The 25,402-nt window shown below is 45.4% G+C and carries 18 protein-coding genes and 2 riboswitches; of the genes, 10 read left to right on the plus strand and 8 right to left on the minus strand.

Features of this window, described 5'->3' with window-relative positions:
• Nucleotides 1–318 precede the first annotated feature (318 nt).
• On the minus strand, nt 319–945 hold the full coding sequence (gene msrA / locus QTN94_RS06460; protein ID WP_331427229.1) for a peptide-methionine (S)-S-oxide reductase MsrA: 627 nt from the start codon (nt 943–945) through the stop codon (nt 319–321).
• A 116-nt stretch (nt 946–1,061) separates the two neighbouring features.
• On the opposite strand from msrA, the gene tamA reads away from it, so the two are divergent.
• Genes tamA through QTN94_RS06475 form a run of 3 tightly spaced genes read left to right on the plus strand, consistent with a single transcriptional unit; the run spans nt 1,062 to nt 6,798 of the window.
• Nucleotides 1,062–2,777: an autotransporter assembly complex protein TamA gene (tamA, locus tag QTN94_RS06465; RefSeq protein WP_331417572.1), complete on the plus strand. Its 1,716-nt coding sequence runs from the start codon at nt 1,062–1,064 to the stop codon at nt 2,775–2,777.
• Entirely contained in the window at nt 2,774–6,547 is a 3,774-nt protein-coding gene (gene tamB, locus QTN94_RS06470) for an autotransporter assembly complex protein TamB (RefSeq protein WP_331427230.1), read from the plus strand. The genes tamA and tamB overlap by 4 nt, the downstream gene beginning before the upstream one ends.
• A gap of 14 nt (nt 6,548–6,561) precedes the next feature.
• On the plus strand, nt 6,562–6,798 hold the full coding sequence (locus QTN94_RS06475; protein WP_331427281.1) for a DUF2799 domain-containing protein: 237 nt from the start codon (nt 6,562–6,564) through the stop codon (nt 6,796–6,798).
• 45 nt (nt 6,799–6,843) lie between these two features.
• On the opposite strand, the gene fbp is transcribed toward QTN94_RS06475, so the two are convergent.
• Nucleotides 6,844–7,860 carry a class 1 fructose-bisphosphatase gene (fbp, locus tag QTN94_RS06480; protein ID WP_138973855.1) on the minus strand — a complete coding sequence of 339 codons (1,017 nt, stop codon included), beginning with the start codon at nt 7,858–7,860 and terminating at the stop codon, nt 6,844–6,846.
• A 307-nt stretch (nt 7,861–8,167) separates the two neighbouring features.
• On the opposite strand from fbp, the gene mpl reads away from it, so the two are divergent.
• The 5 genes from mpl to thiQ all read left to right on the plus strand — a co-directional run bounded on the left by mpl (nt 8,168) and on the right by thiQ (nt 13,694).
• Nucleotides 8,168–9,520 (plus strand): UDP-N-acetylmuramate:L-alanyl-gamma-D-glutamyl-meso-diaminopimelate ligase, encoded by a 1,353-nt coding sequence (gene mpl / locus QTN94_RS06485; RefSeq protein WP_138973854.1) that lies wholly within the window; start codon nt 8,168–8,170, stop codon nt 9,518–9,520.
• Nucleotides 9,521–9,534: 14 nt separating this feature from the next.
• On the plus strand, nt 9,535–10,158 hold the full coding sequence (locus tag QTN94_RS06490; RefSeq protein WP_138973853.1) for a flavin prenyltransferase UbiX: 624 nt from the start codon (nt 9,535–9,537) through the stop codon (nt 10,156–10,158).
• A 53-nt stretch (nt 10,159–10,211) separates the two neighbouring features.
• Nucleotides 10,212–10,332, plus strand: a riboswitch (TPP riboswitch).
• Nucleotides 10,333–10,384: 52 nt separating this feature from the next.
• Nucleotides 10,385–11,392, plus strand: coding sequence for a thiamine ABC transporter substrate binding subunit (gene thiB / locus QTN94_RS06495; protein WP_331427231.1), 1,008 nt, complete (start codon nt 10,385–10,387; stop codon nt 11,390–11,392).
• 9 nt (nt 11,393–11,401) lie between these two features.
• Nucleotides 11,402–13,006, plus strand: coding sequence for a thiamine/thiamine pyrophosphate ABC transporter permease ThiP (gene thiP, locus QTN94_RS06500; protein WP_331427232.1), 1,605 nt, complete (start codon nt 11,402–11,404; stop codon nt 13,004–13,006).
• On the plus strand, nt 12,990–13,694 hold the full coding sequence (gene thiQ / locus QTN94_RS06505; protein WP_331427233.1) for a thiamine ABC transporter ATP-binding protein: 705 nt from the start codon (nt 12,990–12,992) through the stop codon (nt 13,692–13,694). The genes thiP and thiQ overlap by 17 nt, the downstream gene beginning before the upstream one ends.
• Before the next feature lie 62 nt (nt 13,695–13,756).
• On the opposite strand, the gene yjgA is transcribed toward thiQ, so the two are convergent.
• Nucleotides 13,757–14,284 (minus strand): ribosome biogenesis factor YjgA, encoded by a 528-nt coding sequence (gene yjgA, locus QTN94_RS06510; RefSeq protein WP_331417567.1) that lies wholly within the window; start codon nt 14,282–14,284, stop codon nt 13,757–13,759.
• A gap of 108 nt (nt 14,285–14,392) precedes the next feature.
• Here yjgA and pmbA point away from each other — a divergent pair, with 108 nt between their 5' ends.
• Entirely contained in the window at nt 14,393–15,736 is a 1,344-nt protein-coding gene (gene pmbA / locus QTN94_RS06515) for a metalloprotease PmbA (RefSeq protein ID WP_331427234.1), read from the plus strand.
• A 58-nt stretch (nt 15,737–15,794) separates the two neighbouring features.
• On the opposite strand, the gene lysC is transcribed toward pmbA, so the two are convergent.
• Nucleotides 15,795–17,147 (minus strand): lysine-sensitive aspartokinase 3, encoded by a 1,353-nt coding sequence (gene lysC / locus QTN94_RS06520; protein WP_331427235.1) that lies wholly within the window; start codon nt 17,145–17,147, stop codon nt 15,795–15,797.
• 113 nt (nt 17,148–17,260) lie between these two features.
• A riboswitch (Lysine riboswitch) is annotated at nt 17,261–17,438 on the minus strand.
• A 225-nt stretch (nt 17,439–17,663) separates the two neighbouring features.
• On the opposite strand from lysC, the gene QTN94_RS06525 reads away from it, so the two are divergent.
• Entirely contained in the window at nt 17,664–18,785 is a 1,122-nt protein-coding gene (locus tag QTN94_RS06525) for a pyridoxal-phosphate-dependent aminotransferase family protein (RefSeq protein ID WP_331417564.1), read from the plus strand.
• A gap of 38 nt (nt 18,786–18,823) precedes the next feature.
• On the opposite strand, the gene QTN94_RS06530 is transcribed toward QTN94_RS06525, so the two are convergent.
• The 4 genes from QTN94_RS06530 to QTN94_RS06545 all read right to left on the minus strand — a co-directional run bounded on the left by QTN94_RS06530 (nt 18,824) and on the right by QTN94_RS06545 (nt 25,273).
• The gene (locus QTN94_RS06530; protein ID WP_331427236.1) at nt 18,824–20,599 is read right to left on the minus strand and encodes a PglL family O-oligosaccharyltransferase; all 1,776 of its coding nucleotides are present in this window, start codon (nt 20,597–20,599) and stop codon (nt 18,824–18,826) included.
• Nucleotides 20,600–20,668: 69 nt separating this feature from the next.
• A complete protein-coding gene (uvrA, locus tag QTN94_RS06535) occupies nt 20,669–23,491 on the minus strand; it encodes an excinuclease ABC subunit UvrA (protein WP_331417562.1) in 2,823 nt (940 codons plus the stop codon).
• Nucleotides 23,492–23,626: 135 nt separating this feature from the next.
• On the minus strand, nt 23,627–24,502 hold the full coding sequence (galU, locus tag QTN94_RS06540; RefSeq protein WP_138973843.1) for a UTP--glucose-1-phosphate uridylyltransferase GalU: 876 nt from the start codon (nt 24,500–24,502) through the stop codon (nt 23,627–23,629).
• 117 nt (nt 24,503–24,619) lie between these two features.
• Complete coding sequence (locus tag QTN94_RS06545) at nt 24,620–25,273, minus strand: response regulator transcription factor (RefSeq protein ID WP_138973842.1); 654 nt, start codon at nt 25,271–25,273, stop codon at nt 24,620–24,622.
• Nucleotides 25,274–25,402: the final 129 nt, after the last annotated feature.

Genomic DNA, 25,402 nt, shown 5'->3' on the forward strand with positions numbered 1-25,402 from the left:
TGTAATAACACTAACTCTTAGTCAAAAAGCGTGCCAAAATTAAAATGTATATATTTCAACAATTTAAGCATTTGTTAATATACAAGCTGAGCAACTTTTTGCTCGAATCGAGCAAGATCTTGCCCAGATCGAGCAAAAAGTTGCCCGGAAGCAAGAAATGCACCGAGGAGACTGTGAATTATCACAAATTATGAAAAATCAGAAAATACCCCACTGCTATAGAGGGGTCGTTCGCAACAGTATGGTTTGCTATCCAGTGTGTTGCGAACACGTTAAGTGATAGGAGTTACTGTGACCGGTGGCTTTTTGCTTTTGTTCTTACTGAGAAGGGAAACAGACTCCAGTACCACCCAAACCACAGTAGCCGTCGGGATTTTTAGCCAGATATTGCTGGTGGTAGTTCTCTGCGTAATAGTACTTACCCGCGGGCAGAATCTCAGTGGTGATCGATTGCACATCGTCACCCAGTAGAGCTTGGTAAGCCTGTTTGGAAGCACTGGCGGTTTGATACTGTTCGTCACTATATACATAAATAGCAGATCGGTATTGAGTGCCGAGGTCATTACCTTGACGCATACCTTGAGTAGGATTGTGTTTTTCCCAAAAAGCATGCAACAGTTGTTCAAAAGAGATCACTTGAGTATCAAAGACAACACGAACGACTTCAGTATGTCCTGTCTGACCACTACATACTTCTTGATAAGTTGGATTCGGTGTGAAACCACCAGAATAGCCGACCGATGTGCTGACTACGCCATCGAGTTGCCAAAAAAGTCGTTCAGCTCCCCAAAAACAGCCCATACCAAATAGAACTTGTTCGCAACCTTGTGGAGGTTCAGCGGTCAAACTGGATTGATTGACGAAATGACTATCGTCAATGGTGAGTGGTGTGTTTCTGCCTGGCAGCGCTTCTTGCGCGGTAATCATAGTTTGTTTGTTGAGCATCGTGAGTTTCCTTGCTGTGTATTATGAGATAGACCGCCTAGTTGACTGTTTTCATACAGACTTATTTTTTTTCAGGCGTTATTATTGCCTAACGTTATGGAGATAGATAATTAAGCATGATCATCAAACCTTTACCAGTCCTAATCACCCTAGCTTCACTCACGTTTCCAGTGTGGGCAAATGAAGTTGATCTCAAGATCAATGGTGTCGATGGTGTACTATTGGACAATGTAGAAGCTTATCTATCTTCGATTCCTGAACAAGACTATGAAGTCAGCCTTAGGTTTAAAGCACGTTTAGAGCGTAACTTCACTGAATCACTAAATGCACTGGGTTACTACCATCCTAGTTACGATTTTAAAGTCTCTGATGATCAAAAACTGGTGACCGTTAATATTGATCCTGGCCCAGTAACGACCATAGCGCAGTTGGATATCCAGATAACAGGTGAAGCAGAGAATGATCCTGAGTTTCAAGCCTTGATTGAGAAAAGTGGTTTGCAGCAGGGGAGTGCTCTGCAACACAATCATTATGACTCACTCAAAAGTTCGATTCGTAACCTTGCCTTGCAGAGAGGGTATTTCGAAGGCGAGTTTACGCAGAGCCGTCTCGAAGTTGCCCCTAGCCTAAATCAGGCGTTTATCCGACTCGAGTTTAATAGTGGTATTCGCTACCATTTTGGCGCGAATAGCATTACTGGAAGCCAAATCGAAGATGATCGCGTTGAGTCAATTTCACCATACAAGCAGGGAGAACCTTACTTGGTGGCTAAGGTGGGCGAGTACAATCAAAACCTGTCCAATACCGACTGGTTTTCGTCAGTATTTGTGGAACCAGACTTGACTCAATTGGGCGAGGCAAGAGAACTGCCAATGAAAGTCTCTCTCGCGCCTCAGGCGAGAAACCAGCTTGAAACGGGTCTTGGCTATTCGACGGATGTGGGTGTCCGTGGATCATTAAAATGGAAGAAACCCTGGGTAAACAGCCGAGGTCATAGCTTTGACAGTAGTTTTTCTCTCTCTGCGCCTGAGCAGACGATCACCGCCGGTTATCGCATTCCGTTAGACGACGTATTGAAAGAGTACTACCGAATTCAATATGGTATGAAAAACCTTGATAGCCGTGACACCAAAAGTCTGGAATCCAATCTTGCTTTGGAGAGGCACTGGGTGTTGGATAATGGCTGGCATAGAACGCTCTACATAAGATATCTACTGGAGAACTATGAACAGGGCTTACAAGATGACAATGCGCAGTTCCTTTTACCTGGTATCTCCTTTTCACGTAGTCGAATTCGAGGCGGTGCTATGCCAATGTGGGGTGACCGACAGAGCTTAACCGTTGAGTATGGTGACCCTAGTATGTTGTCAGAGACGCGAGTGACGCGTTTGCTGGGCGCGATGACGTGGATTCGCGGTGTAGGTGAAAACCACCGAGGCATTTTCCGTATTGATGGTGGTGCTAACTTTGCTGAAGAGTTTGAGAAACTATCGCCATCTCTACGTTTCTTCGCTGGTGGTGACAACAATTTACGTGGTTATGGCTACGAATCTATCTCGCCAACAGATGCCAGTGGCGCTTTGACAGGTGCTAAGTATTTAGCGACCAGCTCACTGGAGTATCAATACCGAGTTTATGGTAACTGGTGGGGGGCCGTCTTCTATGATGTAGGTGACGCATTTAATGACACACCGGATCTAAAACGAGGAACAGGGGTTGGTATTCGTTGGGCTTCCCCCGTCGGACCAATTAGATTCGATTTTGCCTGGGGCTTAGACGCGGCAAAAGGCGATGAATTCCAGATCCACTTTACCTTAGGACCTGAACTATGACCCATGTTGTAATTAAGTGGTCAAAATGGATATCACTGATCTTTGCCGCATTAATGGTAGTGATTTTACTGGCATTGGGTGGATTGCTTTTTACCAATACCGGATTGAATCTTGCTCTATGGGGGGCTGAGAAATTTGTTCCTCAGCTAACGGTTTCTTCGACTCAGGGAGCGCTATTCCCTCGCTTTACGTTACATGGCGTCGTATTCAAAGATGACGACTTGCAAGTAGACACAAAGATTACCTCGCTTACTTTGGCCGTAACGCCAACGTGTCTCACTGAACCGAGAGTGTGTATCGATGAGTTAGCCATTAAAGGTCTGAATTTTTCTATGCCGCAGTTGCCTCCTTCAACTCCCGAGACAGAAACTGCGCCAGAAACGGCAACAACAAACATTACGTCACCAGTTCCAATAAAAGTGAGTTGGCTTAAGCTTGAAGATATTAATCTCGATGTGCTTGGAAACCAGATCTCTTGGCGTTTATTTACGTCGAGCGCTTCTTTTCAGGGTAATCGCTTACGCATTAACAAGACCAAGTTTCTCGACCCATTAGTCAAGCTTGCCCCAAGCTCAGATGAAGAAAGTAAGAATCCCCAAGAGTCGCCAGCATCTCCGACGACGGAAGAGGCACAAGCGATCACTCTACCAGAAGTGAAATTGCCGCTTCAGGTTGAACTCGTACGTCTCGATGTTGAAAACTTCAAGCTTGATCAAGAGACGCCGATCATTGTCAACCATCTTGGCCTTGCCGCCAAAGCGAAAGGTTCACAGGTCGTTATTGATACTTTAGAACTCGACATGCCTCAAGTTGAGGCGCAATTAAAAACAGACATTAAACTGAGCGGTGACTATCCGTTGTCGCTTGCACTAGATGCAACCATTAAAGAAGAAATTGCTGCGGGACAAAAGATAGATTTAAAAGTGTCAGGTAGTGTCGCGGATTTAGGATTAGCGGCGAACTTAACGGGTTTGGCTCAAGCTCAGTTATCTGCTCAATTACAGCCGTTAGAACCGAATGTTCCTTTTGATATCTCGTTGCTAAAAGCTAAAGCACAATGGCCGATGATTGGGAAAGGTGATTACTTTGTTTCTCTCGACGAGTTAAAGGCTAAGGGTTCATTAGATGGATACCAACTCTCTCTTATCACCGATGTAAAAGGTAAAGATGTTCCTGATGTTGGGGTGTCATTGCAAGGTGAGGGAGATTTGTCTCATGTTAATCTGAGTAAAATCGATGTCGATACACTCGGAGGCTCCGTGTCTGGCGACATAATGGCTGATTGGAGCGCTCCTGTGAACTGGGCCGCTAACTTATCTCTCACTCATATACAACCTGGGCTGCAATGGCCTGAAGCGGAAGGTGATATAAGTGGTGTTATTTCAACAACAGGTGCACTTACTGAACAAGGTGGCTGGACGATTGAAGTACCTAAGCTCGACATTGACGGTATCTTGCGCGATTACCCTCTCAATATCGAAGGAGCGCTGAGCGCTAAAGATAGCAAGGGCAACGGTGAGTTAAGTTTGCGCACTACCGGACTCGTATTGTCACATGGTCCGAATAGCATTAAAGCAAAAGGTGAATTGGATAAAGAATGGCGTCTTGATCTGGCGATAAACTTTCCTGATTTGATCAAAACCGTTCCCGATTTGCAGGGTAAAGCCGTGGGAAATGTCTCATTGCGTGGTGTGTTGAAAGAGCCGAAAGTTGGCCTTGCGTTAAACGTTTCGGCTGTTGATTGGCAAAAGCAAGCTCAAGTAGCAAAGATTGAGCTCAAAGGTAGTGTAACACCACTTCCCACTCCGAGTGGTCAATTAGCGTTGAAAGTCACTCAAGCTAAATATCAAGACTACCGAGTTGATAATGTCAGCATGAATTTTTTGGGCACACAACAGCAGCATCAGTTGCAGCTTGATGTTATTTCGAATATTGCCTCAACCAGTTTTGCGCTCAATGGTGTTCTGGTGGATAAGCCTGATTTTGTATGGAACGGCACCCTAGAGCGGATGAATATCTCTTCACAACAGGGTGAATGGCGTCTAAACCAAGCCACCAAACTGGGCTTTGAGATGGCGACGCAGCAAGTTGCAGTCGCTGCTCATTGTTGGCTTCAGGCGGATTCTAGCTTGTGTCTCGATAAGGATATTAAGGTCGGTCAAAGCGGCGAAGCAGCGTTGAGCCTTACAAGCTTCAACTTCGAACAGATAAAGGCTTTTCTGCCCAAAGAAACGCTCATCAAAGGTGCCGCCAATGCAAATGTGTGGGCTAAATGGGCTCCGGATAGTGCTCCGCAGCTCAAAGCTTCCGTCGATTTAACTCAGGGACAGGTAACGCAACAACTCGAACAGCCAGTTAAGATCGGTTGGGAGAATGTTAACCTCAATGCTAACTTAGTCGACAATAAGCTCGAAGCAGACTGGATGTTGGACATTAGCAACAATGGTGATATCTCAGGTAACGTTACGATTCCTAACGTTTTAGAGAAAGATAAGCAGTTAGATGGCCGTTTTAAATTGAGCACATTTAACCTAGATTTCTTGGCGCCGATAATTGGTGAGTACAGTAAGTTAGAATCCAATCTAAGTACGGATCTACAGATTAGCGGTTCAGCGTTACATCCCAAGGTGAATGGTCAGTTTGTTGTCGATGATATCTTGCTTCAAGGGGAGATCTCACCGGTCGAAGTTGATTCAGGACGTGTAGCTATTAATTTTGCGGGTTATGACGCTTCATTGGCCGCGACCATCCATACCCCTGATGGGGACTTAGAGGTTTCCGGTGACGCGGATTGGAATGATCTGAAAGATTGGAACTCCAACATTCGAGTCTTTGCAGAGGAGTTATTGGTTAACGTTCCGCCAATGGTGAAGATCAAAGTGCAACCGGATATGACCATTTCTGCTTCGCCAAAGGTCGTCCGAGTAGATGGAGACATCGCATTACCTTGGGGACGAATTGTGGTTGAAGAGTTGCCGCCAAGTGCGGTCGGAGTGTCCAAAGATCAGGTTTTACTGAACGATGATCTAGAGCCGATTGAATCGGAAAGTAAAGTCCCATTTGCACTAGAAACCAATATCAATATTAAGATTGGCGATGATTTTAAGTTGTCTGCATTTGGTCTTGAAGGTGGTTTGGTTGGTAAGCTCAATGTTGCACAAAAAGACAAAGGACCATTTGTAACGGGTGAAGTTAACATCACTAATGGTTCGTACCGTTCATTTGGTCAGGATCTGATTATCAATGAAGGTAAGATCTTAATGAATGGTCCTGTTGATCAACCGTATGTGCAGATTTCTGCTATTCGAAATCCGGACAACACGCAAGATGATGTGACGGCAGGTGTTAAGGTGACAGGACCAGCCAGCGAGCCGACAGTGACCATCTTCTCTGATCCTGCGATGCCACAGGCAAATGCACTATCCTATTTGCTCAGGGGGCAGGATATTGATGGTGAGGCCGGGGGGAATGCCATGACCACCACTTTGATTGGATTGAGCTTGGCCAAGAGTGGTCGTGTTGTTGGTGAGATCGGACAAGCGTTTGGTGTACAAGATCTCCAACTTGATACAGCAGGCTCTGGCGATGACTCGCAGGTAACGGTGAGCGGCTATATTTTACCTGGGCTACAGGTGAAGTATGGCGTCGGTATTTTTGATTCAGTGGGTGAGTTTACTGTGCGATATCGATTAATGCAGGATCTCTACTTAGAAGCAATTTCCGGTGTAGATAGTGCAGTGGATGTACTGTATCAGTTTGAATTCAACTAAGAGCGAAGGGTTATATACAGCAATCTGAGAGGCAACTTGCCAAGCTAGATAGCGGCAGCTTTTTTAATCAGGCACTTTATGACGCCTACACCAAAGGTTATCAACAAGGGCGTCTTAATTACTGCGGGCAGAATGCTTATATGTTGGGCGTGCGAGGAAGACCTTATCAGGGTGTTTGCGATCAGCTCGATCCCTTCTTTAGTCAAGATTATATGTCAGGTCGAAACTCCACTGCAGGGTCGATGTTCTAATCTAGAAAAAGAGCCGACAATTGTCGGCTCTTTTGTGTGCAAAGGTTAGTTTTCTTCGCGATTAAGCTCTAAAAACTCTTCGACCTTTTTCACCATGTTTTTCGACCCGACAAAGAAAGGGACGCGCTGGTGAAGCTCGGTAGGTTTGATGTCCATGATTCGGTTTACACCGTCAGAGGCAACACCGCCCGCTTGTTCAATGATATAAGCCATAGGGTTACACTCGTACAATAGACGAAGTTTACCGTTTGGGTGGCTTTGCGTACTTGGGTAAAGGTAGATACCGCCCTTGAGTAAGTTACGGTGGAAGTCAGCAACGAGTGAGCCGATATAACGTGAAGTATATGGGCGATGTTCACTTGGGGCGTTTTCCTGACAGTACTTGATGTATTTCTTCACGCCAAGAGGGAAACGAATGTAGTTACCTTCGTTAATCGAGTAGATGCTTCCATCTTGTGGGATCATCATATTCTCGTGAGAAAGGCAGAACGTACCTAGCGATGGATCGTAGGTAAAGCCATTAACCCCGTTACCTGTTGTGTATACCAACATGGTTGAAGAACCATAGATAACATAACCTGCAGCAACTTGTTTGTGGCCTGGTTGAAGGAAATCTTCTTCTGTCGGTGGTGTGCCGATAGGGGACACACGACGGTAGATTGAGAAGATAGTACCAACAGAAACGTTAACGTCGATGTTGGAAGAACCATCTAGTGGGTCCATCAAAACAACGTACTTAGCATTTTTGTTGAGTTCTTTATTAAACGCTACCGCTTCATCTTCTTCTTCACTCGCGACACCGCACACTTGATCTCGAGCTTCAAGAGCGGCTTTAAATTTGTCGTTAGCATAAACATCTAGCTTTTGCTGGTCTTCGCCTTGAACATTCGCAGTGCCAACAGCACCAGTAATATCACCTAGGCCAGCTGCGTTAATTTCTCGGTTAACAATTTTGGCCGCAAGACGAATAGAAGAGAGTAGGGATGATAGATCACCGCTAGCGTGGGGGAAGTCCGCTTGCTTTTCAACAATGAACTCGCCAAGGGTGCGCATTCCAGACATGGTTTTTCCTTTAAAAAGTCGCTCAAAAATATGGGGGATGGACAGTGTCTATCTCTTACGGATCTTGAATCAGTGCCCGTGTTAATTCTAAAAGTAAGATCTTTTTATTGGTAATGAACTAACTGCTTGAGATCTCAATTTATTTGTCGACTCATCTTCGTCTTGCATTGATGACCGCGCCAGTTTGTGTGGATGAAGAGTAATCAACTGAATGGGTTAACATCATTATTGGTGATCAAAGTAGTTCGCTTTTCAGTGCTTTGTCGCCATAATGAACAGATAATTTTTGCCTAGGACAAAGTCAGTTATGCACATTCATATCTTGGGAATATGTGGCACCTTCATGGGTGGCGCAGCGATACTCGCTCGTCAGCTTGGACACAAAGTGACAGGTAGTGACGCGAATGTTTATCCACCGATGAGTACGTTGCTGGAATCGCAAGGTATTGAAATCATAGAAGGCTTTGACCCATCTCAGCTTGACCCAGCACCGGATCTGGTTGTTATCGGTAATGCAATGAGTCGAGGTAATCCGTGCGTTGAGTACGTGCTAAACAGCCAAATTCGTTACACTTCTGGACCGCAATGGTTGCAAGAGTTTCTACTCCATGACCGTTGGGTGCTAGCGGTGTCGGGTACACATGGCAAGACAACGACTTCGAGCATGCTTGCTTGGATCTTAGAGGACTGTGGCTATCAGCCAGGATTTCTTGTTGGTGGCGTACTAGGAAACTTCGGTGTTTCAGCACGTTTAGGCGAAAGTGTCTTTTTTGTCGTCGAAGCAGATGAATACGACAGTGCTTTTTTTGACAAGCGTTCTAAGTTTGTACATTACCACCCACGCACTTTAGTGATGAACAATCTTGAGTTCGATCATGCGGATATCTTTGATGATTTAGAAGCGATTAAGCGACAATTCCATCACCTTGTTCGTACCGTTCCTGGAAATGGTCGTATTCTCGCGCCTAAGCAAGATGCTGATCTTGCCGATGTATTAGAACGCGGTTGCTGGAGTGAGACTGAATTTAGCGGTGAAGAGGGCGATTGGCAGGCTGAGAAGCTGATTGTAGATGGTTCTCAGTTTAAGGTGTTTTTCCAAGGCGAAGAAGTGGGTATTGTTCGATGGGACTTGGTTGGTGACCACAACGTCGATAATGCCTTGATGGCGATTGCAGCGGCGCGCCATGTCGGAGTGACACCAGATTTGGCCTGTGAGTCATTGGCTAAATTTATTAATACTAAGCGTCGTCTGGAACTGAAAGGTGAAGTGAACGGTGTGACCGTCTACGACGATTTTGCTCATCATCCTACCGCAATTGAACTTACCCTAGGTGGATTACGTAACAAGGTCGGCAAAGAGAAAATTATTGCGGTATTGGAACCGCGCAGCGCAACGATGAAACGTGGTGTTCATAAGGAAACCTTAGCGGCATCATTGGCAACCGCTGACGAAGTGTTTCTTTACCAGCCTGACAACATTGATTGGTCGGTGGAAGATGTAGCCAATCAGTGCCACCAACCTGCCCAAGTGAGCGCACAGATTGATGAACTTGTGGAGAAGATCGTGACGAGTGCGAAAGCGGGTGATCACATTCTTGTGATGAGCAATGGTGGCTTTGAAGGTATTCACACTAAGCTGGTGGATAAACTGGCTCAATAACGTAGTTTTAAAGAATGAACAAACAACATAAAGCCATCACTTTAGCTTTTACTGGAGCATCCGGTGCGCCTTACGGATTGCGGCTGTTAGAGTGCTTACTTGCTGCGGACTATCAAGTTTATCTGCTGATTTCGTCTGCCGCTCGTGTGGTTCTCGCTACCGAGCATGATCTGAAATTGCCCGCTCACCCTGAAGCCACACAGCAAGCGTTGGTTGACCATTTTAAATGTGCCCCAGAAAAACTGGTTGTCTGCGGCAAGGATGACTGGTTTTCTCCTGTTGCTTCGGGATCTGCTGCACCAAAACAGATGGTAGTGTGTCCTTGCTCAGCCGGTAGTGTAGCCGCGATTGCACATGGGATGTCGGATAATCTTATCGAGCGAGCAGCGGATGTGGTGATGAAGGAGCGTGGACAGCTTCTTTTGGTGGTGAGGGAGACTCCGTTTTCGACTCTTCATTTGGAAAACATGCTCAAATTGTCGCAGATGGGTGTCACGATTATGCCTGCGGCTCCAGGTTTTTATCATCAACCCAAGTCGATAGAAGATCTTGTCGATTTCATGGTCGCACGTATTTTAGATCATCTTGGCATTGAGCAGGGCTTAGTACCGCGTTGGGGATATGACCAACGTAGTTAAGAGTTCCTCTCATCAACTCTAGCTATTGAGTCACATAACTATTACAATTTGTCCGTTACTCATCGGGGAGCGATAGAGGCCATTTATATTGGACTCAGCTGAGATCGAGCTTTGCTCGGGACCCGTGTACCTGAACCAGATAATGCTGGCGTAGGAATTGAGTCTGGACATCCTTAACCACATTGTCCCTCAAGCCTGTGCCGCTCATACAAGGAGAGAGCGAGCAGTGAAAACCACTCTAAATACCATTTCAATCAGTACTCTGGCTGTTGTTAGCCTAACGTCCTTTTCTGCTCTTGCAGCAGACAAAACCTTGACTGTTTACACTTACGATTCCTTCGCCGCGGATTGGGGTCCAGGCCCTACGGTAGAAAAAGCATTCGAAGCACAGTGTGGCTGTGACGTTAATTTTGTCGCGTTAGATGATGGTGTATCGATACTAAATCGCTTACGTCTAGAAGGGGAAAACGGCAAAGCGGACATCGTTTTGGGGCTAGACAACAACTTAATGGCAGAAGCGAAGAAAACGGGTTTGCTTAGCCAACATAATGTCGATACCAGTGCTGTGACTCTGCCGAATGGCTGGGATGACAAGACCTTTGTTCCTTATGACTTTGGCTATTTTGCTTTTGTTTACAACAAGGAAAGATTAGCGAATCCACCTAAGAGCTTGAAAGAGTTGGTTGAATCTCGTGAAGATCTTAAAGTTATCTACCAAGACCCACGTACTTCAACGCCTGGACAAGGTTTAATGTTATGGATGAAGTCCGTCTACGGTGATGACGTTTCTCAGGCATGGCAAAAGTTAGCGAAAAAAACCGTTACCGTAACCAAAGGCTGGTCAGAAGCGTACTCGATGTTCCTTGAGGGTGAATCTGATTTGGTTCTTTCGTACACCACTTCACCTGCTTATCATTTGATTGCTGAGAACGACGCGAAATTTGCGGCAGCAGACTTCGCTGAAGGTCATTACACTCAAGTGGAAGTGGCAGCCAAAGTTAAGGGCTCAAGAAACGAACAGCTTGCTGATCAGTTTATGAATTTTATCCTCAGTGACGGTTTCCAATCGGCGATGCCAACGGGTAACTGGATGTATCCAGTAACGGGAGTTGCATTACCGAAAGGTTTTGAGACTCTGACAGTACCAAGTAAAGCTCTCGGTTTTAGTGCTGATGAAGTGGCGGATAATCGCAAGTCATGGATTCGTGAGTGGCAAAGCGCATTAACTTTCTAAGGTTGTCTTTTGCGTAACATTCCCAAAATAGGCATTTGGGTCGCGATATTTATCGCGGCCTTTGTTATTTCTGCCTTAGGTGCATTGCTAGTCAATGCGCCAACTCTCGATGTGAGTCATGTTTGGAGCGATCCTTACTATCGTCATGTTACCAAGTTCAGCTTCTACCAGTCATTCCTTTCGACTGTGATCAGTGTAGGTTTGGCGATTCCTGTGGCGCACGCGCTATCGCGGCGACAGTTCCTAGGCAAAGCGTTATTACTTAAGCTGTTTGCGACTACGCTCGTTTTACCTGTGCTGGTTGGTGTTTTTGGGCTACTGGCTATTTATGGCAATAGTGGTTTAGTGGCTCAGTTATTTACCAGTTTAGACAGTAAACTCCCATTTTCGATTTATGGGTTGAATGGTATTTTGCTTGCCCATGTGTTCTTTAATCTTCCTTACGCCATCCGTCTGTTATTACAAGCTTTAGATTCGATTCCTCAGCAACAGCATAAGCTTTGTGCTCACCTCGGGATGGGGCACTGGGACAAATTTCGTTGGGTTGAATGGCCCCGTATTCGACAACAGCTCCCACATGTCAGTGGTTTGGTCTTTATGCTTTGCTTTACGAGTTTTGCAACAGTAATGGCATTAGGGGGAGGCCCAAAATCAACCACTATTGAGCTTGCCATTTATCAAGCGATTAAATTTGATTTTGACTTACAGGCCGGTGCTCTGCTGGCGATCTGGCAGATGATGCTGTGTGGTGTTATGGCTTTGGCTATTCAACGCTTAGCTAAACCTATGGCAGTGACGCCAGGTAGCCAGTCTAGATATGTCTATCTATGTAAAGACACTCGGGCATCTAAGTGTTGGGACTGGGGGTGGATATGTGCTGCGATGTTACTTGTTTTGCCTCCGTTACTGATGGTGGTGTTGAGTGGTCTCAATCAGCAGGCGCTAGAGATATTTAGCGATGGCCGCTTTTGGTTGGCGTTATGGGCATCGGTAAAAGTTGCAACGCTGGCTAGCTTTGTTGCGGTGATAGCGGGTGTCTCGATATTGATTACTAGCCGTAGGTTAAGGCTCAATAAACGGGAAAAGAGCGCGGATCATATAGAGTTGATCGGGACGATTATTCTTGTCACTCCTGGGCTAGTGATTTCAACAGGTGTATTTCTATTACTGCGCAGTTTTACCGATGTGTTTAGCCTTGCGTTCTTTGTTGTCGTAGCTGTAAATGCCTTGATGGGGCTGCCTTATGTGATAAAAACATTAGCTCAGCCGATGCTGCATATAGAACAGCAATACCAATATGTATGTGCCAGTCTAGGAATGAAAGGGTGGCAACGTTTTCGGGTTGTCGAATGGAAAGCGCTCAAGAAGCCGCTCGCCCATGCATTTGCAATTAGCTTTATGTTTGCCATCGGTGATCTAAGCGCGATTGCCTTGTTCGGTAGCCAAGAATTTCGCACACTACCACTGTATCTTTTCCAACTCCTTGGTAGCTATCAAATGGACGCTGCAGCGGTAGTCTCCTTAACGTTATTAATGCTCAGTGTTGGTTGTTTTGCTGTGATTGAGAAACTGCTTAAAGCGAATTCAAAGGTAAATTATGTTAGCGCTGACTAAAGTCGATTATTACTACCATGATGAGTTGTTTCATTTTGATGTGAGTATCGCACAAGGTTCTGTTGTGGCTTTGATGGGGCCTAGTGGTGCTGGTAAATCGACACTGTTGGCCTTAGTTGCGGGTTTTATTGAGCCTAGTAGTGGGCGGATTGAAGTAAACGGTGTCAATCTTGTGGGGCAAGAACCTCATCAACGTCCTTTTGCTATGTTGTTTCAAGAACACAACTTATTTGCTCATTTAACAGTAAGGCAGAATATTGCATTGGGCTTACACCCTGGCTTGAAATTGACTGCCGAGCAGAATAAACAGGTGGAACAAGCGGCTAAGCAGGTTGGCGTTGAGGAGTACCTTGAGCGTCTACCGGAGCAACTCTCCGGTGGTCAACGTCAGCGAGTTGCGTTGGCTCGTAGCTTCGTCCAGCCTCATCCCATCTGGTTACTTGATGAACCTTTCTCAGCTCTCGATCCGATTCTACGTGAGGAAATGCTGGGACTGGTTAAAACCTTAGCAAGAGAGCGACAAATTACCGTACTGATGGTGACTCATCATATTAGTGATGCCAGAGCAATTGGTAGTGATTTTATCTATGTTGCTAATGGAAAAGTGGAAGTGACGGGCAAGATAACGGAGTTGTCGTCACAGCATCAAAATGTATCGTTGAGTGATTTTGTTAGAGCAGGGGAATAGCTCTAATAAAAAGGCCGATGGATGACATCGGCCTTTAGAGTGCGTTTAATTGAAGAGGCTAATTAGCGCGCCGCTTCATTTAATGCTTTTAACATTTGAAAAATTTCGCGAGATGCCTTTGGTGGTTTATTCGCTGATTTTTCCTTTGCTGCCTGACGCGCTAGCTGACGAAGACGCTGACGATCTGCATCGGGATATAGTTCTACTGCATCATTGATAGCAGCATCACCTTTCTCGATGATACGGTCGCGCAACAGCTCAAGTTTGTGTAACTCTGCGGTTGCTTGAGAGTGTTTGTTTCGTACTTTATCCAGTGCAGCTTGCAGCGGCTCTGGATCTTCTAAACGCATCAGTCTACCAATGTACTGAAGCTGACGACGACGAGCTTCGTTTTTGAAACGTTGCGCGTCTTTGATTGCGTCTGCAAGGTCTTCACTGAGTGGAAATTTTTCAAGCACCGAAGGTTTCAGGCTAACGAGTTCTTCACCCAACTTTTGAAGCTCGTCCATATCGCGTTTCATTTCGGTTTTACTAACCCAAATGATCTCTTCTTCCTCTTCCCATGGCGCTTTTTGATTCTTACGTGCCATCTTTCTGCCTTATTTGAACATCTATTTCTCTATTTTAACAAGAATCGTGGGGAGAAAGCGAAATTCTTGTTATTCTAATGGCAATTGATTTTGAGAAATTAAGTAAATATGGACGTAAGACAGCAAGTTGCTCAACAAAGAGTTGAGTTAGAAGCAGCAGTGGCAAAAGCGCTGGAAATGGCAGCAGAGAAATCTGATGCTGCAGAAGTGGCCATAAGCAAGACGACGGGCTTAAGTGTATCGACTCGTATGTGCGAAGTGGAGAACGTTGAGTTTAATAGCGATGGTGCTCTAGGTATTACGGTATATCGCAATCAACGCAAAGGCAGTGCGTCAACATCTGACTTGAGCGAAAAGGCGATTCAACAGACCGTACTTGCTGCGCTTGATATTGCTCAGTACACATCGGAAGATCCGTATGCAGGGCCAGCGCCTAAAGAATTGATGGTTAAAGAAATCCCAGATCTTGACCTGTTCCACCCTGATACGCCTGATCCTGATGTTGCTGCGCAAATCGCGATTGCTGCTGAGCGACAGGCTTTGTCTTACAGCGATAAGATTAAACAGAGTGATGGTGCAAGCTATGACAGCCACTACGGCTTGAAAGTTTATGGTAACAGCCACGGCCTATTGGCGAGTTATGCATCTAGCCGACACAGTACGAGCTGTTGCGTGATTGGGCAGGGGCGTAATGGCGAAATGGAACGTGATTACAGCTATACCGTCGCCCGCCATAAAGATGATTTATGGACGCCAGAAGTGGTTGGCCAGAAAGCGGCTGAGAAAACGGTCAGCCGCCTCGATGCGCAAAAAATGAAAACAGGTAAATACCCAGTTATGTTCGCTGCTGACGTTGCCACTGGATTGTTAGGGCATCTCGTGATGGCGATCAGTGGAGGCAATCTTTACCGTAAATCGTCATTCTTACTTGATCATCTTGGCAAACAGATTCTTCCTGAGTGGTTTAGTGTCTCGGAGCGCCCTCACGTTCTTCGAGGTCTTGCCTCGACGCCATTCGATAGTGAAGGGGTTTTCACTCAAGATCTTGAAATCATTACCGATGGTGTACTTGCAACATATCTTCTTACTAGTTACGCAGCACGTAAGATGAACATGACGCCGACAGGCCATGCTGGTGGCATCCATAATTGGTTTGTAAAATCGACAGGTCAGAACTTGGAGCAAATGCTGAAAGAGCTAGGCACGGGGTTATTGGTCACCGAAGTAATGGGTCAAGGCGTGAATGTTGTCACTGGCGATTACTCTCGTGGTGCTGCGGGCTTCTGGGTTGAAAACGGTGAGATTCAATATCCGGTGTCTGAAATCACCATTGCGAGCAACTTGAAAGAGATGTTTAACCAGATTGTTGCGGTGGGCAATGATGTTGAAACTCGCTCCCAAATCCAGACTGGGTCAATCTTGCTTGAATCGATGAAAGTCGCAGGCGAATAAGGTAAACCTTTGAGCTTGAAGGGTTGGTATAGTGTGCCAACCCTTCAAAATTTTCTCGCTACTTTTCAAACAACTCCGCATGCAGTTTTTGAATGGCGAGACGTGATACGGATTCATTGACCAAGAAACATAAATTGTGCGGGCTTGCGCCGTAACAAATCATTCGTAAGTTCAAGTCCTCCAAAGTACCAAATACCTGCTTCGCGTAACCTTTACTTTCACTCATGTTATTACCGATCAGAGCGACGACACTGAGATTATGCTCAACCTCTACACTACAAAGCTCTTCCAGTTCAACACGCGCTGATTCGGGTAATTGTGGTGCGCCACCCGATGTTCCTGTTTGATCAAGAGTTAGAGAAACACTGATCTCTGATGTCGTGATGAGATCGACGGATACCTTATGCTTCGCCAGTATTTCGAATACTTTCGCTAAAAAACCGTACGCGTGGAACATTTGGGCACTGCGTAGCGTGACCATGGTTTGGTTGTTGCGCAAAGCCAATGCACGGAATAGTGGTGAGCTTTCGACTTGATGACGTATCCAAGTGCCGCCCTTCTCTGGCTCTTTCGATGAACCGACGAAAACAGGGATATCGTGGCGCAAAGCGGGTACCAGTGTTGATGGGTGCAGGATCTTGGCACCAAAGTTCGCCATCTCTGAAGCTTCACTAAAGCTGATTTCTGGGATTGGCGATGCTTTTGGCGCGATTCGTGGATCAGTGGTGTAAATTCCTGGAACGTCTGTCCAGATTTCCAGTCCTGACGCCTCTACGGCCTCGGCAATCAATGCTGCACTGTAGTCACTACCACCTCGGCCTAATGTCGTGGTGTTACCTTCGTCATCGGAACCGATAAAGCCTTGTGTGATCACAACAAAATCTTGGCATAGCGGAACGAGTAACTGTTTCGCTAAGGCGCTGATTTGTTCCAATACCGGCTCTGCTTTTCCAAAATGGCTGTCTGTAAGAAGAACATCACGAATATCAAAACGAACCGCATTGATGCCGCGCTCTTTCATTAGTTGAGTGAGCAGATGTGTTGACATCAGCTCACCACAAGCCACGAGGTGGTCGGTAAGTTTGTGGCTAGGTTGAATCGATGCCGCTTCAGCCAAGCTAGTAATCGTATCGAGGATTGAATAAACCTCAGTCGCAGTCTGAGTTGCATCTTCTAGCTGGCTTATAATGGCGTCGTGAATTTCAGCGAGTTCAACAAGAACTTGATTGCGTCGAGTTTGGTCTTGAACGCCGTTGGCAAGTTCAACTAATAGGTTAGTCACACCAGAACATGCGCTGCTTACAACGAGTTTGGTGTTTGGATTGTTTTCGATAATTGCAGCACAGCGGCTCATCGCCTCAAAGTTAGCGACACTTGTCCCACCAAATTTAGCTACATTAAAACTGCTCACAGCATTTCTCCCAAGGCTTCCTGAAATAAAAAATTTTGGTAGCTATACCAACATCCAATGTTTTGCTTTGATGAAGAGATTCGAGCGAAAGAGAGGTCTATATTTGAATGATTTACCTCAGAAGCTCATCATCAGACAGGGCTGATGACAGTTGCAGGGATTCAACCCTAACAACCGATAGATTCAAACCGACAATTTGAATCCATCTCGGCACTGCTCCCCCTCAAAGCGTTGTTTTGGAGTTGTGGCTCCACAACACATCTACCTGGGCAGTGCTCCTCTTCTGCAAAATAATTTGCTATGTGGCATAAATATCCACCACATAATCTGCATTGAACGTGTTTCTGTGAGTTATGTCAATGACTATCTGTAACTTTATGGCATTTATAATTTAACAAACTTGTGACACTGGTTTGACCTCACGACTTTGGGCTAATTGTCGCAGAGCCAGAATTGGATTAAGGTGGTTTGATGAGTAAAGATAGAACGAAAAATATAATTCAAAAGGAGCTGCCAATGACGATTCAAAGTTTTATTCCTCCCCACCGTATTCTTATGGGGCCAGGCCCTTCAGATATCTCACCACAAGTTTTACAAGCCTTGAGTCGTCCAACCGTTGGGCATTTAGATCCATTGTTTGTCGCGATGATGGACGAGCTTAAATCACTACTTAAATATGCGTTTCAGACGGAAAATGAGTTTACCATTGCCGTTTCTGCTCCGGGCAGTGCGGGAATGGAAGCCTGTTTTGTCAACTTAATCGAAGCTGGTGAGAAAGTGATTGTTTGTCGAAATGGTGTGTTTGGCGAACGTATGCGTGAAAACGTTATTCGTGCTGGTGGTGTAGCCGAAGTTGTCGATGATGAATGGGGCGCGCCTGTTTCTATCGATAAAGTCGAGCAGGCATTGAAAGCAAACCCTGATGCTAAGGTGCTAGCGTTTGTTCATGCTGAAACTTCCACAGGAGCATGCAGTGATGCAGAAGCTTTAGGTAAGCTCGCTAAGCAATATGGCGTGCTAACTATTGTTGATGCCGTGACTTCCCTTGGTGGCGTGCCACTTAAAGTGGATGAATGGCAGCTTGATGCCGTGTATTCGGGAAGTCAGAAGTGTCTCTCATGTGTACCTGGATTGTCTCCCGTGACTTTTTCACCGGCTGCTATTGAGAAGATTCAGTCACGCACGACGCCAGTGCAAAGTTGGTTCCTTGATCAAAGCTTAGTGTTGGGCTATTGGAGCGGAGAAGGTAAACGCAGTTACCATCATACAGCGCCAGTAAATAGCTTATATGCACTTCATGAAGCATTGCTGATCCTGAAAAATGAAGGGTTGGAATCAGCATGGGCTCGTCACCGTGCTATGCACGAAAAGTTGAAACAAGGTTTGGAAAAACTTGGTTTCGAATTTGTCGTAGAGGAAAGCTCTCGCCTTCCTCAGCTCAACGCAATCTATGTTCCTCAAGGCATTGATGAAGCAAAAGTTCGTACCCACCTTCTAGACACCTACAATTTAGAGATTGGTGCAGGTCTGGGTGCTTTGGCTGGTAAAGCGTGGCGCATTGGTTTGATGGGCTATGGGGCTCGTGCTGAGAATGTAGCTCTGTGTTTACGAGCACTTGAAGAGGCTCTTACTCAGTAGTAGCCATCTTTATTTAAGGCGACCTCGGGTCGCCTTTTTTATTGCGGCTGGTTTGTTCGGTCTGCTTTTAGTGCATCTATGTCTGGTGGAATATAGTGAACTTCGGAGAAATTTATGTCAGGGAACAAAAACTGAGCTTCGCTACGAATTTGCTCTGCTTTGATCGTTTCCCCTAAGCCCAAATATGCCAAGATCAGGTTGTTGTAAAAAGCAGGTCTAGGTTTATCTCGAATGATTTTCATTGACCAGTCAACATAAGCTTGAATGAGTTCATCTTGCTGCGTCATCAAACCAATATTGAGAAACGTGCTGTAGATGTCCCAGTTATACCTGTCTTGCCACACCACTGGGTTAGACACCTGATTAAGAATATCAGGGTTCTTTGGTTGAGAACGCTCAAAACCAGTAAGGACATAATTGGTATGAAGAGTTGTGGTTAAGTAAAACCCAGACACGATGGGCATGACTAAACTTAAAACACGCAGCGTGCTTTGGGAGATGATACTCAACGAAGCTTGTCGATAATGACATGCGCGTTGATCAACCCAGTAGAGCAGAATGATGAATGCGATCCAGTGAATCGCCGAGTGATAAAAAGGGTATTCCAGCTGGCTGTGCAACACGATGGGCACGAATAGGGCAAACATAGCTAAACGAGTCCCTTTCTTTGCCTGATATAGGCGTGCCAGAACGAAGAGAGCAGCAAGAAGAATCGCAAGTAGCGGCAATAAGCCCCCCTCCACCCCCCAATACAAGAGTTCGTTATGTGGGTGAACCATTGAAGCTAACCCCGGTTTATAACTGAGATTGAGTTGATGCTGGCGGGCGGTGTAAACAAGATACTCAGGCTCGAATCGACCGTAGCCATAGCCAGTAAATGGCTTTTCAATCAGCATGTCCAAAGCTTGTGGAAAGGTATATTGTCTTGGGCTTTGCAGATGCATTTTTTCAAGAGCAATTGGCTCCTGTTCTGATGGGATCGTCAAACAACTAAATCCTAGACCTACCCCCAATAAAATGGATACAGTCCAACCTATAAATCGCTTTTTAGTTGCAAAGCGATAAACATAAGGAAGAACCAGCAGCGTTGATAAAAGCGCGGCTAGCCATCCTGTCCGTGAACCGAGCACGATAAGCAGCGGTACGCAAAGTAGCGGCATGAGATAGAGTAACGTTACTTCGCTAATGTGGCGTTGGTATTTGGTTGGCTGGCGAGTGAGTAAATAGCCAGAAAGAGCTAAGCCTGTAGCAAGGAAGCTCGCCATCACATTGGGTTGCTGAAAAATCCCATATGGACGATTTATTTCAGTGTCATAGCCGAAAATATTGCCCGGTTGTAGCAGAAAAAATTGAGCCCAACCGAATAGGGATTCAATAAAAACAGCAATCGTAATAAACCAGAGTAAACGTTGTTTCTGCTTATTACTGAATCGAAACTGTTGCAGGACAAAAAAGAGTAAGAAACCAGCCCAAAGCCCCGCTAACCTAATGGCGACGAGAGCGGGCTTAGACCCTGTATAAAAGATGGGCACAGTCATCATTACACAGCAAATAAATAATCCAATAGTGAGCTTGTTGTATCTTAGGTAGCCCGTAGTGCTTAATTGGTATAAACCGATAGCGAGTGAAACACTGATTGCCAGCCAAGTTGTTGCGTTGAAGGACAAGGCGAGGCCTGAACCACCAGGATTCGGCATAAAAAAATGCATAGCTACGAGAAATACAAATCCTAGTGATACTAGGAAAGGCTTGATTAATGGGAGTTTAGGTGCCTTGATCTCAAGTTCTGTCCCTGTTACGTGTACCGTCGCCATAAATCATAACACCTCAAATAATAGACCAGTGATGCAAGGTCACTGGTCTATCAATCTCACAATTAGTGGTTATTTTAACATAGGTTTTAGGAATCTAGCAGTATGAGAGCCTTCGATAAGTGCCACATCTTCTGGTGTCCCTGTCGCGATAATTTCACCACCCCCTTGACCACCTTCAGGACCGAGGTCGACAATCCAGTCGGCGGTCTTGATGACATCTAGGTTGTGTTCGATGACAACCACAGTATTGCCATGGTCACGTAAACGGTGCAATACATTCAGCAGCTGCTGAATATCATGGAAATGAAGGCCTGTCGTTGGCTCATCGAGAATGTAGAGCGTTTTCCCGGTATCTCGCTTCGAGAGTTCACGCGCCAGTTTGACTCGCTGAGCTTCGCCACCAGATAAAGTTGTGGCAGCTTGCCCTAAACGGATGTAGGAGAGTCCCACATCCATCAAGGTTTGCAGCTTACGGGCGATAACAGGAACAGGGTCGAAGAACTGGCGAGCATCCTCAACCGTCATCTCTAGCGCTTCATCAATGGTTTTTCCTTTATAGCGCACTTCTAATGTTTCTCGGTTATAACGTTTCCCTTTGCACACATCACATGGAACATAGACATCTGGAAGGAAGTGCATTTCAACTTTAATTACCCCATCTCCCTGACAGGCTTCGCAGCGACCTCCTCGCACGTTAAAGCTGAAGCGTCCTGGTTTATAACCACGAGCACGTGATTCCTGAGTACCAGCGAATAGCTCACGTATTGGCGTAAAAATCCCAGTGTAAGTCGCTGGATTTGAACGAGGAGTTCGTCCGATAGGGCTTTGGTCAATATCAATCACCTTATCAAAATGCTCTAACCCTTTTATTTTTTTGTATGGAGCAGGGGTTGCAGTCGTAGCTCCATTGAGTTGCGTATGAGCAATTTTAAAGAAGGTGTCGTTAATCAGGGTAGATTTACCTGACCCCGAAACCCCAGTGATACAGCTAAATAGACCCACCGGAATTTCTAGAGAAACGTCTTTCAGATTGTTACCCGATGCACCAATCAACTCGACAACTTTTTTCGGGTCTCTTGGGGTACGAGTTTGAGGTAGCGCAATCTGTTTTGCGCCACTAAGGTATTGACCTGTTAAAGAGTCTGGGTTGGCAAGAATTTGCTCCATGGTACCTTCTGCCACCACGTTACCACCATGAACGCCAGCCCCTGGACCTATGTCTATGACGTGGTCAGCCATGCGGATAGCATCTTCGTCATGCTCGACAACTAATACGGTATTTCCTAGGTCACGCAGATGTGTGAGCGTTTTAAGCAGGCGTTCATTATCTCGCTGATGTAGACCAATTGAAGGTTCATCAAGAACATACATGACACCCACAAGCCCAGCGCCAATTTGGCTAGCGAGTCGAATACGCTGTGCTTCTCCCCCAGAAAGCGTTTCCGCACTGCGGGATAAGTTGAGGTAATTCAGTCCGACATTCACAAGGAATTGCAGACGGTCGTTAATCTCTTTCATTACCTTATCGGCAATTTGTGCTCTTTGTCCGGACAGGGTTAGACCTGCGAAGAACTCCAATGCTTCAGCGATACTTAACTCAACGATTTCAGGAAGGGTGGTATCACCAATAAAGACATTGCGAGCTTCCAGTCTTAGGCGGCTGCCATCACAACTTGAACATGTTTTTGTCGAAATGTATTTCGCCAGATCTTCACGGACTGCATTCGATTCAGTATCACGATAGCGACGTTCAAGGGTATTGAGAATGCCCTCAAACGGATGACGTTTCACGCGAATATCACCACGATCATTGATGTACTTAAATTCGACTTCAGTTCGACCTGAGCCAGTTAAAATAATGTCTCGAGTCTTTTTCGGCAGAGAATTAAATGGTGCGTGCAGATCGAACCCATAGTGATCTGCAAGTGATGAAAGCATCTGGAAGTAATAGTAGTTTTTCTGATCCCAACCACGAATAGCGCCCTGAGCCAAACTTAGTGAATCATCAACAATGACTCGAGCTGGGTCGAAATATTGCTGTACACCTAAACCATCACAGGTACCACACGCACCAGCTGGGTTATTGAATGAGAACAAGCGTGGTTCAAGCTCTTGCATGCTATAGCCACAATGTGGGCAGGCAAAGTTAGCCGAAAAGACAATTTCCTCACCGTCTCCATCCATTGAAGTAACCACTGCAATGCCGCCAGAGAGTTCAAGGGTAGTTTCGAACGATTCAGCCAGTCGTTGCTGAAGATCATCACGGACTTTAAAGCGGTCTACGACGACTTCAATGGTGTGTTTTTTATGCAGCTCAAGGGTCGGAGGATCGGAAAGATCACAGGTTTCTCCATCGATACGAGCTCTGATAAAACCTTGTGCCGCCAAATTCTCCAGCGTCTTGACGTGTTCGCCTTTACGCTCTTTGACGATAGGAGCGAGTAGCATCATTTTTGAGCCAGTAGGAAGTTCTAAAACCTTGTCCACCATCTGAGAGACGGTCTGTGCCGTTAGAGGCGTTTTATGCTCTGGGCAGCGAGGTTCACCTACTCGCGCGTAAAGGAGTCTGAGGTAATCATAGACTTCCGTAATCGTACCTACGGTAGAGCGAGGGTTATGTGACGTTGATTTTTGCTCAATCGATATTGCAGGTGATAGCCCTTCGATGTGGTCGACATCGGGCTTTTCCATCAGGGATAAGAACTGACGAGCGTATGCAGAGAGTGACTCGACATATCGACGTTGACCTTCGGCATAGAGTGTATCGAAAGCTAAAGATGACTTACCGGAACCAGATAGACCAGTAATCACAATCAACTTGTCACGTGGAATCGTTAGGTTAATGTTTTTTAGGTTATGGGTGCGGGCACCACGGATTTCAATCTGATCCATCTTGATTACTCTATGCAAAAACAAGTCGGCTAAGTATTACATAGAGTGAGAAATGTGCAAAGAAAAATACTGGATAAAAAAACAGTAACAAAAAGGCAGCTACCGATAGCTGCCTTAATCTTTGTAACAGGCGGGTTATACGTCTTCTTTGGTGGTGTGTTGCTTACCAAGCTCAGATTTTTTTGTGTCTTTCAGATAAAGATTCTCAAAACAGTAATTTGTTGCTTCGATGTAACCCTCAACGCTTCCGCAATCGAATCGTTGACCTTTGAATTTGTAAGCCAGAACACAACCTGCTTTTGCCTGTTTAAGCAACGCATCGGTGATTTGAATCTCGCCACCTTTGCCTGGTTCGGTATTTTCAATCAGCTCAAAAATATCTGGCGTAAGAATATAACGGCCAATGATGGCTAAATTACTTGGCGCTGTTCCTGGCTCAGGTTTTTCAACCATGTCATCAACTCTGAAGATGTCGTCTTTGATCATTTCACCGGAAATCACACCATACTTGTGAGTTTCGCTTTCTGGCACTTCCTGAACGGCAACGATAGAACAGCGGAACTGCTTGAATAGGGCGACCATTTGCGCGAGAACACCTTCTTGTTCATTGACACACAGGTCATCGGCGAGTACGACGGCAAAGGGTTCGTCACCAACCAGCTCTTTACCAGTAAGGATGGCATGGCCAAGGCCTTTCATCTCACGTTGACGAATGTAAGTAAAGTTGGCGGTCTCAATAATGTCACGGATATCGATCAATAAATCTTCTTTATTGGTACCGCTGATCTGATGCTCTAGCTCATAGTTTTTATCAAAGTGATCCATGATGGAGTGTTTGCCACGTCCAGTGACGATACACATCCCGTTCATACCTGCTTGAATCGCTTCTTCGACGCCATATTCAATCAGTGGTTTATTGACCACTGGCATCATTTCTTTTGGCATTGATTTCGTCGCTGGTAGAAAGCGTGTACCGTAACCGGCGGCCGGAAAAAGGCACTTTTTGATCATGATTAAACCTTTCAATTTTTTTTACTGAATTCCTGACTGGCGCAACAATACCATGCTTTAACTAAATAGATAATGAATACGCCAGTATTCGTATTGAATTCGTTTTAACTATGTGACTCAGTAGTTGGGATTCATATGTTGTCTAGCCCACGATGCAGCCTGAGCACGATTTTTCACACACAATTTTTTGAAGATCTTTTGCAGATGAGACTTTACGGTAAATTCACTAATAAACATATCTTCAGCAATTTGTATGTTAGACGCTCCAGAGATCAGGCAGCGTAAAATTTGCAGTTCACGAATCGTGAGATCAACCGTTGCGGGTGCGGTCTGACTGTCGACGACACTGCGATAGTAATAGAGCAGTTGTGCAGATACTTTGCTTGGCAAGCAATTCTCGCCATTGATGATATCTTTGCAGCGTTTGGCGATGTGCTCAATAGAATCCTGTTGATAGAAGAGGCCTTTAAGGTGACCAAAAGCAAGAACTTCATCGGTTGAAAGCGGATGTGTCACATTGAAAATGATCGTTTCAAATGACTTATCGGCTAGTGGAAGATCGCGAATCTGGCTTTTGAGCCTAGTATAAGCGTAGTGATCAATTAATAAAATTCGGTGTTTGTGCCGTTGAAGTGCGATAAGCAGATCATTAGGTTGCATTCGAGGTATGGTCAATTCTAACTGTTGCTCAAGCTTATCAATAAATGGATTAGTGGCAGTGACGTCTTCAGATAAAAAGTGAATGGTTCTGGTGTATATTTTTTTGTTCATTTTTTAAATCCTGTGTATTTGCATTAGTGCACACATAGAGTGCTGCAACGAAACCATCAGTGCGAATCGAGGTGTGCAGTTTGCGTTAAAATTCATGACAAAAAGTAATTCATGAATTACTCAGGAGAA

This window comes from Vibrio sp. M250220, from assembly GCF_036533795.1.
Lineage (GTDB): Bacteria > Pseudomonadota > Gammaproteobacteria > Enterobacterales > Vibrionaceae > Vibrio.